The organism is Providencia sp. wls1943 (assembly GCF_009706275.1).
Taxonomy (GTDB): domain Bacteria; phylum Pseudomonadota; class Gammaproteobacteria; order Enterobacterales; family Enterobacteriaceae; genus Providencia; species Providencia zhijiangensis.
Genome location: NZ_WLTU01000024.1, coordinates 23,009 through 35,833 on the forward strand (window position 1 = coordinate 23,009; position 12,825 = coordinate 35,833).

Below are 12,825 nucleotides of genomic sequence, written 5' to 3' on the forward strand. Positions count from 1 at the left end.
GCGCAACAATTTTTCATCGAAATCGGTAATAAATACTATGAATTTTCTGTTTGCCAGCACAGCTCGAGGCCTGGAAGAACTACTGAAAACTGAATTGGAAGCGCTAGGCGCTAGCCAGTGCAAAGTGGCACAAGGGGGCGTCTATTTTCAGGCTGATGACCGTGTGATGTATCAAAGTCTGCTATGGAGTCGACTGGCATCTCGTATTTTATTACCGCTGAATGATTTTGATGTCTATAGTGATCTTGATTTATATCTGGGTGTTCAAGCGATTGATTGGTCTGAAATCTTCGATGTGAATGATACATTTGTAGTGCATTTCACGGGAACCAACGAAGAGATCCGTAATAGCCAATACGGTGCATTAAAAGTGAAAGATGCCATCGTGGACAGCTTTGTGCGTAAGTTAGACCAACGCCCGAATGTTGCTCGCCAAGAAGCCGATATTCGCATTAACGTTTACCTAAATAAAGAACGCGCAAGCGTGGCACTGGACTTGAGTGGTGATTCACTGCACATTCGTGGTTATCGTGACCTTGCGGGGCAAGCGCCATTAAAAGAGACGTTAGCGGCAGCAATTATTAGCCGTTCAGGTTGGCAGAAAAATACCCCAATGGTCGACCCAATGTGTGGTTCTGGGACACTATTAATTGAAGCGGCAATGATTGCAGCGGATAGAGCGCCGGGATTATATCGCCAGCATTGGGGATTCAATGCATGGTTGAAACATAACCCTGAATTATGGCGTGAAGTTGTCACGGAAGCTCAGGTACGTTTCCGTCAAGGCTTGAAAGATACTACTTCCCGTTTCTATGGTTTTGATATTGATAAGCGTGTGCTGGATATGGCGCGTGCCAATGCTCGTCGTGCAGGATTGCAAGATTTAATCACCTTCAATCACGGTGATGCTGCGGCGCTGGAAAACCCAGTCAAAACCGATATCAAGGGAACTATTATCAGTAACCCGCCATACGGTGAGCGTCTAGAAAGTGAACCGGCATTAATCGCATTGCATAGCCAATTTGGTCGTATTGTTAAAGCACGTTTTCCCGGCTGGCGTTTATCGATTTTCAGCGCATCTCCTGAATTATTAAGTTGTTTACAATTACGTTCTGAACGTGAATTTAAAGCGAAAAATGGTCCATTAGATTGCGTACAGAAAAACTATCAGTTAGCGGAAACGCCATCAGAAACCATTGCGGAAATTTCCCCAGATTTTGCTAACCGTTTACGTAAAAACCAGAAGAAACTGGCGAAATGGGCGAAGCAGCAAGGTGTTGATTGCTACCGTCTGTATGATGCGGATTTACCTGAATACAACGTGGCTGTCGATATCTATGGCGACAAAGTGGTTATTCAAGAATATGCACCGCCAAAAACCGTTGATGAGCGTAAAGCGCGTCAACGCTTATTTGATGTGATCACCGCGACGATGAACGTCCTTGAACTGACCTCAAATCAATTAGTACTGAAAACCCGTCAGCGTCAAAAGGGTAAACAACAGTACGAAAAATTAGCGCAGAAAGATGATTTCTTCTTAGTGAATGAATATAACGCTAAATTGTTAGTTAACTTAACTGACTATCTGGATACTGGGTTATTCCTCGACCACCGTATTGCTCGCCGTATGTTAGGTGAAATGAGCCGTGGTAAGGACTTCTTAAACCTCTTTTGCTACACCGGTACTGCCACCGTTCACGCGGGATTAGGTGGCGCTAAGAGCACAACCTCTGTAGATATGTCTCGTACCTATTTAGAGTGGGCAGAGAAAAACTTGCAAGCCAACCAGCTTACAGGTCGCCAGCACCGTCTAATGCAAGCGGATTGTTTGAATTGGTTAGCCAATACCGATGAGCAATTTGACTTGATTTTCATCGATCCGCCGACGTTCTCAAACTCGAAACGTATGGATGGAACCTTTGACGTTCAACGTGACCATGTGCAATTAATCACCCATTTGAAACGCATGCTGCGTCGCGGTGGAACCGTGATGTTCTCCAACAACAAGCGCGGATTCAAAATGGATCTCGAAGCACTGACTGAACTTGGTTTAAAAGCACAAGAAATCACCGCTAAGACACTGTCAGAAGACTTCGCACGTAACCGTCAAATTCACAACTGCTGGTTAATTAGCCACGCAGAGTAAGGAACAGAATTAATGGCTTTAATTAATTTATCGGGTGCATACCTCGCGTTTAGTGATGCGCCTCTGTTAGACAATACTGAAATTCATATTGAAGATAATGAACGCGTTTGTTTAGTGGGTCGCAACGGGGCAGGGAAATCGACCTTGATGCGTGTCTTGACGAAAGAGCAGCCACTGGATGATGGTTCATTAACTTATGAACAAGATTTGATCGTTGCTCGCTTACAGCAAGATCCGCCGCGTAATGTGGAAGGCACTATTTTTGACTTTGTGGCAGAAGGTGTTGCTGAACAAGCTCAATATTTGAAAGATTATCACCATGTTGCCAAGCTGGTGGAGTCTGACCCAAGTGAGAAAAATTTAAACAAACTGGCGGATTTACAAGAGGTTCTGGATAACTTAAATCTCTGGTTATTAGACTCGCGTATTAATGATGTGCTCAAAAAGTTGGGGTTACCGGCAGATGCAGAGTTATCTTCATTATCCGGTGGTTGGTTACGTAAAGCGGCATTAGGACGTGCTTTGGTCAGCAATCCTCGCGTACTGTTCTTAGATGAGCCGACGAACCACTTAGATATTGAAACCATTTTATGGTTAGAAACCTTTTTGAAAGATTTCCAAGGTAGCATCGTCTTTATTTCCCATGACCGTTCTTTCATTCGTAATATGGCAACCCGTATTATCGATTTAGACCGTGGTCAGCTCGCTTCTTGGCCAGGTAATTATGATGATTATCTGATCAATAAAGAAGAAGCGCTACGTGTTGAAGAGATGCAAAACGCGGAATTCGATCGCAAATTAGCGCAGGAAGAAGCTTGGATCCGCCAAGGGATCAAGGCGCGCCGTACTCGTAACGAAGGGCGTGTTCGCGCGCTGAAAGCATTGCGCGTAGAACGTTCAGAGCGTCGTGAAGTGATGGGTACTGCTCGTATGCAAGTGGGCGAAGCCGCACGTTCCGGTAAAATTGTATTTGAGTTAGAAAACGTTAATTATCAAGTTGATAATAAAGTTTTAGTGAAGGATTTCTCTGCGCAAGTGATGCGTGGCGATAAAATTGCATTGGTGGGACCTAACGGTTGTGGTAAAACCACGCTGTTACGTTTAATGCTCGGTGATTTGCAAGCAGATAGTGGACGCGTGCACTGTGGGACTAAACTTGAAGTTGCGTATTTTGACCAGCACCGCGCTGCACTTGACCCAGACAAAACCGTGATGGATAACCTTGCGGAAGGTAAGCAAGAGGTCATGGTTAATGGTAAACCTCGTCATGTACTGGGTTACCTGCAAGACTTTATGTTCCCGCCAAAACGCGCTATGACGCCTGTAAGAGCGTTATCCGGTGGTGAGCGTAACCGCTTATTATTAGCGCGTTTATTCTTAAAGCCAAGTAACTTGCTGATCCTCGATGAACCAACCAACGACCTCGATGTTGAAACATTGGAGTTACTGGAAGAGCTGGTGGATGGGTATCAAGGTACCGTTTTACTCGTTAGCCATGATAGGGAATTTGTGGATAACAGCGTAACAGAATGCTGGATTTTCGAAGGTAACGGCGAAATTAACCGTTTTGTAGGTGGCTATAAAGATGCTCAGCAGCAAAGAGCACAAACGGTACGTCTGAAATCGGAGCAAACCAGTAAAGTAGCTGCGCCAGAAAAAGAGGCTAAGCCAAAAGAAGCCCCTAAGCGTGCAAATAAACTTAGCTATAATTTATTGCGTGAATTAGAGCAATTACCGGCGAAATTAGAGCAACTTGAAGGGGAAATTGAAACTCTTCAAGCACAAATTGGCGATGCAGATTTCTTTAATCAGCCACATGATGTGACTGAGCAAGCGTTAACTGCACTTGCCGTTAAAGAACAAGAGTTAGAACAGGCGTTTGATCGTTGGCAGGAGCTAGAGCTGTTGAAAAACGGTTGATATGACGGCTTGAATCAAAAGGAGAGAAAACATCTTGTGTTCTCATGAGCCCCATGAACATGTGCTCTGTCCACAGTGCGACATGATGGTTGCTGTTCCTGAATTGGAACAAGGTAGTAAAGCCACATGTCCGCGTTGTGAAACAACACTCATATCCAAATGGCGTTATCCTTACAGGCAACCCGCAGCATATGCATTTAGTGCATTGATTATGCTGGTAATTGCCTGTCTTTTCCCATTTGTAAAAATGAGTGCAGCAGGCATTGAAAATGAAATCTCCATGTTTCAAATCATCGAGATTATTATGGGGACGCGTTACAGCGGCTTAGCGCTGTTTTTTCTCCTCTTTTCTTTGATTATCCCCGCGTTTTGCATGGTGACTATCATCTTGTTAGGAGTGCGGGTTCACCTTCCCAAATCAATAAAAGTGCTTATAACCCGAATTCTCTTTCAGATGAAATCGTGGTGTATGGCGGAGATTTTTTTGGCGGGGGTATTAGTTAGTTTTGTTAAGTTAATTGCTTATGGTGATATTGGCATTGGGATGAGTTTTCTCCCTTATTGCGCATTTTGTATGATGCAAGTGCGAGCGTTTCAGTGCCTAGATCGACATTGGTTATGGAACCGAATTGAAGAGGCACCCAAACTCAATAAACCGCTGGTTGTTGGGCAAACAGGGATTAGCCAAGATGTGCGTTTATGTTTAGTTTGTACGGCGATTTTGCCAGCAGATCAACATGAATGCCCGCGTTGCCATGCCCATGGTAGCGTACGTAAAAAGCAAAGTTTGCAGTGGACTTTAGCATTATTGTTAACCTCTATTTTGCTTTATATTCCTGCAAACGTTCTGCCGGTGATGACGACAAACGCCTTAGGCAGTGGGCTGCCTTCTACTATCATGGATGGTGTGATCCTTCTTTGGGAAGATGGTTCATTCCCCGTCGCCATGATTATTTTTATTGCCAGTATTATGGTGCCTTCCTTGAAAATGATTGGTATAGCGTGGTTATGCCTCGATTCTCAAGGATTTGGTAACCGTGACCCTCATCGAATGCACTTTATTTATGAGCTGGTAGAGTATGTTGGTCGCTGGTCAATGATCGACGTGTTTGTGATTACCATTTTGACTGCATTGGTTCAAATGGGGCAGTTAATGAACATCGTGCCCGCACAGGGGGTTATTTTCTTTGGCGTCGTGGTGATTTTAACGATGTTTGCCGCAATGACATTTGATCCTCGCTTAACATGGGATCGTTGTGAAAAGAGAGATGCAGTTAAGACTGTTGAACAAGAAGGAGCCGCAGGGTGACAGATCAAGAAACACCACAGGCCAATGCTAAAGTGAGTAAGTTAAAGAGCTGGTCACCGGTTTGGGTGATCCCAATTGTGACTCTACTCATCGGTGCTTGGATCATGTTTTACCATTTCAGCCATCAAGGCCCAGAAGTGACGCTAATCACTTACAGTGCGGAAGGGGTTGAAGCAGGTAAAACCAAAATTAAAAGTCGTAGCGTGGATATTGGGGTGGTTGAAAGCGTCACCCTGGATTCTAATTTTAGCCGCGTGATTATTAAAGCGCGCTTGAATCCTGAAATGGAAGATTTGCTACGCTCGGATTCTGCCTTTTGGATAGTGAAACCCACGATAGGTCGTGATGGAGTAACAGGGCTAGGTACTCTGTTATCTGGGGCTTATATTGAACTGCAGCCGGGGTTAGCGGCAAAAGAACATTTTGAGTTTACGTTATTAGATACGCCACCTTTGGCGTCCCCTGATGCTAAAGGTAAACGGATTATTTTAACCAGCGACAAAGCAGGGCAGTTAAATGCTGGCGACCCTGTATTATTCCGTGGTTATCGTGTTGGCTCCGTTGAAACCAGTAATTTTGATATGGATAAACGCGATATGCGTTATCAGCTGTTTATCAATGCCCCTTATGACAAATTAATTAGTAGCAACGTGCGTTTCTGGAAAGACAGCGGTATTGCTTTTGATATGTCTTCCCAAGGGGTACACGTTTCAATGGGATCGGTGGCGACATTATTAACTGGTGGCGTGAGTTTTGATGTACCTGAAGGATGGGTACCTGGAGAAACAGTTAAAGAGAATGCACAGTTTGAACTGTTTGATACTCAATCAAGCATTCAGGATTCGTTATACACCACATATCAAGATTTTGTGTTGTTCTTCTCTGACTCTGTGCGCGGTTTACAGCCGGGAGCGCCAGTAGAATTCCGCGGCATTCGCTTAGGTACAGTGGCACAAGTGCCATTCTATACAGCGGGCCTGGATCAATCACTGGATAATAACTTCCGCATTCCTGTTCTTATTCATATCGAACCAGAGCGTTTTTCTAAGGATGTCGGTAAAGACTTTAACTTGAAAAATAAACTGAATTTGGCGATGAAAAATGGGCTAAGAGCCTCGTTAAAATCCGGTAATTTATTAACGGGTGCACTGTATATCGACCTCGACTTTATTCCAGATGTACCAGAGTATAAAGGCCCTTATGTGATTGCAGGCTATAAAATTATTCCAACACACAGTGGTGGTTTAGCGCAGATCCAACAGAAAGTGATCGCCGTGCTGGATAAAATCAACAATATGCCAATTGAGCCTATGTTAAAGCAAACAACTCAAACATTGGCTGAAGGTCAAAAACTGGTTCAAGAAGCGAATGTGATGTTCACGCAGTTGAATAAGTTGTTGTCGAGCAAAGAGTTCCAAAACTTGCCGACGGATATGCAAAAATCACTGAAAGAGATGAACAAAACCATGCAAGGCTTCCAACCGGGCTCACCAGCGTATAACAAGATGGTTGATGATATGCAGAGGTTAGATCAGGTACTGCGTGAAGTACAACCACTACTGCGTACGCTGAATAATAAGAGCAATGCACTCGTATTTGAAGCTGAGCCAAGCAAGGACGTTGTGCCTAAAGGAGTGAAAAAATAATGAGATATCTATTAGCGATAGGTGTTTTTCTACTGGCAGCTTGTAGTAGCAGCCCTGATAAGATGTACTATCAGTTACCTATGAAGGCTCCTGAAGTTCAATCTGCGGCTGTGATGGATAAAGGCCAAATCTGGCTGCAGCGTATTACGCTGGCAGATGTGCTGACATCAAATGGGATCACTTACCAAACGTCCGATGTGGCTTATTCGAACGCAAGTGCGCATTTATGGGCTAGTCCGTTAGAGCAGCAATTGGGGCAATCAATGGTGCGTGAACTATCTTCTGCGTTACCAGATAGATTTATCTCTTTACAACCTTTGCAGAACTCACCTGAAACGTTAGATATCACTCTAACGGCATTTAATGGTCGTTATGATGGGAAAGTTTTAGTGCAGGGATTTTGGACATTGATGCGTGGCGACAAAGTTGTACGCCGCAACTTTGATATCCAATTAGAACAGCATGAAGATGGTTATCCTGAATTAGTCAGAACATTAGCGAGTGGTTGGCAAAAAGTCGCTGCAGATATTGCCCAAGAGATAAGCAAACCATAATCTGATAGTGATTTTGTTGTGAAATGAATGCACTACCGTAAAACGTAGTGCATTTTTTTGTTATTTTACAATTCAAAAAGAGGATATTAAAAAAACTTAATTAATTGATAAATAATGAATTTATTTTTAATCATTTGAATATCAGTAGGTTGTGATTATCTCGAAAGGTAGGTCACATTTATCATAATTATGACAATAATATGAAATTCTTTACTTGCATTTCTTATGGACGGGCGCTATTTGTATAGTGTATCTATTAACAAAAATAGATGCTGTTTTCTTTTCCATTTAAATGATGAGGGAAGTAAGGCATGAAAAGACAGAAGCGAGACCGTTTAGAAAGAGCGTTATCCAGAGGTTATCAAGCAGGTTTAACTGGACGTTCCAAAGAGTTATGTCCTTATCAGGCTGTAGATGCCCGTTCGCATTGGCTAGGTGGTTGGCGAAAAGCGATGGAGGACAGAGCGGCAGTAGCCGTTTAATTGGTCATTCACGAGGATAATTAGATTAACTTGCGGAAATTATTTAACGCATAATTTAATATAATCCCCAAAAAATTAGAAACCTCCGCATTTGCGGAGGTTTGCATTTAAGGCAAGCCGCGATTAGAACGCGCTTGTATCCTTAAATAAGCCGACTTTCAGGTCTGTTGCAGCATAAATCAGTTTGCCGTCTACCAGTACTTCACCATCCGCTAATCCCATAATTAACTTACGGTTAATCACGCGCTTAAAATTAATACGGTAAGTGACTTTTTTTGCAGTCGGTAATACTTGTCCAGTGAATTTCACTTCACCAACACCTAACGCACGACCTTTACCTTCGCCGCCTAACCAACCAAGGTAAAAACCAACCAGTTGCCACATAGCATCAAGGCCTAAGCAACCAGGCATAACAGGGTCATTCGTGAAGTGGCAACCAAAGAACCATAAATCTGGATTGATATCCAGTTCAGCTTCAACATAGCCTTTATCAAATGTACCGCCATCTTCGGTCATTTTGATGATGCGATCCATCATCAACATATTACCTGATGGCAATGGAGGACCATTTTCCCCAAATAATTCGCCTCTTCCAGAAGCCTCTAAATCTTCTTTCGTATAGGATTCGCGTTTATCAACCATGATCTTCAGATAGCCTTTATTATGTGTAGGTCAACAGAATAGCTTACACTTGTACGCTGAACAACTCCGATCAGCTAATATTTACTCAATCTTTACTTAGCCCATCCACTTTAAAAACCAAGGTAATCTAGACTTATCCGGTGAATTTGCTTGGTTTATGCGTTCTTGAATTAAAGCTAACAAGTGTACGTTATCACCTTCTACTTGTTGTTCAAAGTAAGGTTGTTTCGTTAAGATAGAAATCGCTTGAGCAACGTGCTCGACAGGCCAAATATGGAATTTCTCTTCCTTGACTGCCTCTATAACTTCTTGTTTCAAACATAGATGGCGCACATTAGACATTGGGATGATGACACCTTGATTACCTGTTAGCTCACGCTTATCGCAGATATCAAAAAATCCTTCAATTTTTTCGTTAACGCCGCCAATAGGTTGAACATAGCCAAATTGGTCAACAGCGCCAGTGACGGCAATTTGTTGGTCGATAGGCTGCAATGATAATGCGCTAATTAAGGCACACAGTTCAGCTAATGATGCGCTATCACCATCAACTTCACCATAAGACTGTTCAAATACAATAGAGGCAGAGAAGGGCTGCGGCTGCTCTAATTTTAATTCATAGTTAAGGTATGCTTGCATAATCATCATGCCTTTTGCATGAATATTGCCACCTAATTCTGCCTTGCGCTCGACGTCAGTAAACTCACCATCGCCTAGATGTGCTACGCAGGTGATCCGTGATGGTTCACCAATTGCGTCAGGGTAACCAGGATACTGTAAGACGGATAACCCGTTAATTTGCCCGACAACTTCCCCTTCAGTTTTAATCAAAACTTGCTCTTGCAGAATGTCGTCTTGATTACGCTCAACAAGGAAGGAATGGCGCCATAAACGATTCTCTTCGGCTTGAGAGAATGATTCCGCCGTTAAATGACCTTCGTTAGCGTATTGAGTTGCATTGGTTAATTTACGAGTTAACCAATTAATATCAAGAGGTAAATTGTATTTATCTTCGCAGCAACGTGTCGCTTGCAAAATAAATTCAGGCCAGCCGTCAGCTGCAATTTCAGGTAGCTGATTACTGTTCACTATGAATTTAATGAAATTCATCCATAAGCTTAATTGTTCTTCGTCTTCGAAAAACATGAGAGGCTCATATTCTGCATATATTGAACAATCAAACAGCTCAGGAGCTGCAAATTCAAATTCTTCTAATATGAGTCTATCACCGACAACAATCACTTTAAGTTCAAGCGGCTGAGGCTCAATTTCAATTGGTAGTGTTTGATTTTCACTATGTGGCAGCCACTCTAATTGACGGCGAGTCACCATATTTTTTAGACGTGTCCACATTAATGGCTGAGTGACCAACGCAGTTGCAGAAATAATGAGGACTCCACCGTTAATTTGGTGTAGTAAACCTGGGACTAAATTTTGATTTGGCGTGATATAGCCAAACAGCTGTTCTGGTTCAATCCAGTGGCGGTAAGCAATTTTTTCATGTGAGGAAAAACGACCGGTAACATCGTTTTGCCACTGATATCGTTGCTTATCTTCAGATAATTGATAATCACCATTGATAGATTGGGTTTTATCCAATAGCGGGGTGATAGTGTCAGTAAATAGTTTGAGATACTCTTCACTTTCGTCAGACTTGATGAACATAAAGCGCGTTTGAGCATATTCACGAATGAAATGCTGCATCCCATCGAATAATCTTGGTTGAATATCAGCCAGTGTTGATGGAGTCAACGTCGCTGAAGAGACAAATTTTGTCTGAAAAGACGATAAGTTAGGAGTTAGGCCTTGCCATGTTAATTCTTGACTGATCACTATAATTATCTGCTATTAGTATGGTTATCAATAAATGCCTGCTAATCAGCAGGGCGCATGTGCCTGAGTTTATTTCTGTACTATCTGTTTTATATACAATTTCAGGCTAATTTATTACCTTAAAATATCTTCGGCTTAAGAGTGTTATATTAGCCTCTGAGCGCTAATCTTGCAGCAATATTTGTCGAAATATCGAGTTAGAATAAAGAAAACATGAGGGCAACGGGTAAACTCAGTGGCCATGTAAAGCCAATCAGAAGCGCACTCAATAGTCTCATGCAAAAACTAGGATCTTTGGTTACTAGCAGGGCGAATAACGCTGAACATACTCCTCCAATCCCATAGATAAGAAGTATGTGTTCAAAAGTGGACATGCGATTTTAGTGGTTTGTTAACGTGTGGATGCGAATTGTACACTATTTTTTTATTTACTGTTATTTTCTTTGTGTTAATCAATAGATAATCGATTAAATGAAATCCACCTTGAGCATTTTTCCTATATTATTGCTAATATAATGATAGGTACGATTTTCTTCGGGAAAAAATATGAAATATCAGCAACTTGAAAATCTTGAATGTGGCTGGAAATGGGAATATCTAGTCAATAAAGCGAGAAGCGGGGAGCCTATTACCCGATATATAGAAAGAAGTGCGGAGCAAGAGGCAATTGAGCAGCTGTTAAAGCTGGAAAATACGCCAGTGGATGTATTGAAGTGGATTGCAGATCATATGTCCCCTCAATTGGATAACCGTATGAAACAGAGTATTCGTGCGCGTCGCAAACGACACTTTAATGCTGAGCATCCACATACTCGAAAAAAGTCGATCGATTTAAATTATTCGGTTTGGCAGCGACTATCTAATTTGGCAGTAAAACGGAATAAAACTTTATCAGAGACAATTATTCAGCTAATTGAAGATGCGGAACATAAAGATAAGTATGAGAGCCAAATGAGCTTATTGAAGCATGATCTTCAAGCGATCTTAGGTAAGTCGGAGAAAGAGTAACGATCTTTAGTTGACCAAATAGAAGATTGTGACGATCTTTCTTTCTGAGGATGAAAAAAAAGCCCCAATAAATTGGGGCTTTTTATGTTCAGTTCGAAATTCAAACTAGGGCTATAAATTAAGCGCCTGGTTGAGTTACAACTTCAGTTGTACCTTGGATTTCGATTTCAACGCGACGGTCTGGCGCTAAACACTCGATCAGAGCTGCACGGCCTTTAACTGCGTCACATTTGTTACCAGTTACTGGATCTTCTTTACCACGACCTTCAGCAGTGATTGCGCTTGCTGGAACGCCTTTAGATACTAAGTAGTCTACTACTGACTGAGCACGTTTTTGTGACAGTGGCAGGTTGTAGTTTTGTGAACCGATACGGTCTGTGAAACCAACTACCAGCACGCGACCTTGAGTTGGGTCGATGTTGCTCAGTTCGTTGTACAGTTCGTTCAGTGCTTGCTGACCTTCTGGTTTCAGAGTTGCTTTGTTGAAGTTAAACAGAACGTCTGAACGCAGAGTGAAGCGTTTGTTTTCAACAACTGGAGCTGCTGGCTCAGCAACTACTGCTGGAGCAACAACTGGAGCTGCTTCTTGACCGAAACGGTATGCAAGACCAACGCTCAGCATGCCGTTGTCTGGGCTAACGCCGATGTTGTCTTTGTCACCCATGCGGCTAACCCACTGGTAGTCTAAACGAGTAGCTAATTCTGGAGTGATAGCATACTCAAGACCCAGTGCGTAAACTGGAGAAACGCCAGTGTCAGTTTCTTTACCAAGAGCGTTAACTTTAGCTTCTGTACGGTAAACCATACCACCCAGACGAGTATAAACGTCTAAGTCTTCCATGATTGGATAGCTCAGTTTAGTAGTCAGAGAAACACCCATTGAAGAAACGCTACCTGGGTTGTCACCTTTGTACTTCATTTTACCAAACCAGTCGTAGCCCATTTCGAAGCCCATGTACTGGTTGTATTGGTAACCTGCGTACAGACCCGCACCTAATTGGTCACGAGTTTTTTTGCCAGTACCAACGGTGTCACCATCTTCATCAGTAAATTTAGCGTGCTCGTAGTGAGACCAACCTAATTTACCACCAGTGTACCAAGTGTTATCTTTTGGAGCTGCTTGTGCAACAGTTGCAAACGCTGCTACTGCTACTGCTACCGCGATAGCTGTCTTTTTCATTTTTACGCCTCGTTATCATCCAATATTGGCTTGGCTTCGTGAGCCTTATTATTTGCCATTGGTTCAATTTAATTGCTAGGTTCAGCTGACATTATCCACAAAAAT

General features: G+C 42.6%; 11 protein-coding genes. 7 read left to right on the plus strand and 4 right to left on the minus strand.

Going from position 1 to position 12,825, the window contains the following annotated elements:
- Positions 1–37: 37 nt before the first annotated feature.
- From rlmKL to rmf, 6 genes are all read left to right on the plus strand, one after another.
- A complete protein-coding gene (gene rlmKL / locus GKR48_RS12960; protein ID WP_154628378.1) occupies positions 38–2,146 on the plus strand; it encodes a bifunctional 23S rRNA (guanine(2069)-N(7))-methyltransferase RlmK/23S rRNA (guanine(2445)-N(2))-methyltransferase RlmL in 2,109 nt (702 codons plus the stop codon).
- A 12-nt stretch (positions 2,147–2,158) separates the two neighbouring features.
- Positions 2,159–4,066, plus strand: coding sequence for an ABC transporter ATP-binding protein (locus tag GKR48_RS12965; protein WP_154628379.1), 1,908 nt, complete (start codon positions 2,159–2,161; stop codon positions 4,064–4,066).
- A 34-nt stretch (positions 4,067–4,100) separates the two neighbouring features.
- On the plus strand, positions 4,101–5,375 hold the full coding sequence (gene pqiA, locus GKR48_RS12970; RefSeq protein ID WP_154628380.1) for a membrane integrity-associated transporter subunit PqiA: 1,275 nt from the start codon (positions 4,101–4,103) through the stop codon (positions 5,373–5,375).
- Positions 5,372–7,021: an intermembrane transport protein PqiB gene (gene pqiB / locus GKR48_RS12975; protein WP_336431165.1), complete on the plus strand. Its 1,650-nt coding sequence runs from the start codon at positions 5,372–5,374 to the stop codon at positions 7,019–7,021. The genes pqiA and pqiB overlap by 4 nt, the downstream gene beginning before the upstream one ends.
- The gene (gene pqiC, locus GKR48_RS12980; protein WP_154628381.1) at positions 7,021–7,575 is read left to right on the plus strand and encodes a membrane integrity-associated transporter subunit PqiC; all 555 of its coding nucleotides are present in this window, start codon (positions 7,021–7,023) and stop codon (positions 7,573–7,575) included. The genes pqiB and pqiC overlap by 1 nt, the downstream gene beginning before the upstream one ends.
- 311 nt (positions 7,576–7,886) lie before the next feature.
- On the plus strand, positions 7,887–8,057 hold the full coding sequence (rmf, locus tag GKR48_RS12985; protein ID WP_036951696.1) for a ribosome modulation factor: 171 nt from the start codon (positions 7,887–7,889) through the stop codon (positions 8,055–8,057).
- Between the two features lie 123 nt (positions 8,058–8,180).
- Here rmf and fabA read toward each other — a convergent pair whose 3' ends face one another.
- The 3 genes from fabA to GKR48_RS13000 all read right to left on the minus strand — a co-directional run bounded on the left by fabA (position 8,181) and on the right by GKR48_RS13000 (position 10,906).
- Positions 8,181–8,699: a bifunctional 3-hydroxydecanoyl-ACP dehydratase/trans-2-decenoyl-ACP isomerase gene (fabA, locus tag GKR48_RS12990; RefSeq protein ID WP_036951692.1), complete on the minus strand. Its 519-nt coding sequence runs from the start codon at positions 8,697–8,699 to the stop codon at positions 8,181–8,183.
- A 96-nt stretch (positions 8,700–8,795) separates the two neighbouring features.
- Positions 8,796–10,532, minus strand: coding sequence for a Lon protease family protein (locus tag GKR48_RS12995; protein ID WP_272521234.1), 1,737 nt, complete (start codon positions 10,530–10,532; stop codon positions 8,796–8,798).
- A gap of 197 nt (positions 10,533–10,729) precedes the next feature.
- A complete protein-coding gene (locus tag GKR48_RS13000) occupies positions 10,730–10,906 on the minus strand; it encodes a GhoT/OrtT family toxin (protein WP_071992149.1) in 177 nt (58 codons plus the stop codon).
- A gap of 172 nt (positions 10,907–11,078) precedes the next feature.
- On the opposite strand from GKR48_RS13000, the gene matP reads away from it, so the two are divergent.
- Positions 11,079–11,540: a macrodomain Ter protein MatP gene (gene matP, locus GKR48_RS13005; RefSeq protein ID WP_154604226.1), complete on the plus strand. Its 462-nt coding sequence runs from the start codon at positions 11,079–11,081 to the stop codon at positions 11,538–11,540.
- Between the two features lie 118 nt (positions 11,541–11,658).
- Here the strand turns inward: matP and ompA are convergent, their stop codons facing one another.
- Positions 11,659–12,720, minus strand: coding sequence for a porin OmpA (gene ompA / locus GKR48_RS13010; protein WP_154628382.1), 1,062 nt, complete (start codon positions 12,718–12,720; stop codon positions 11,659–11,661).
- Between the last annotated feature and the right edge of the window lie 105 nt (positions 12,721–12,825).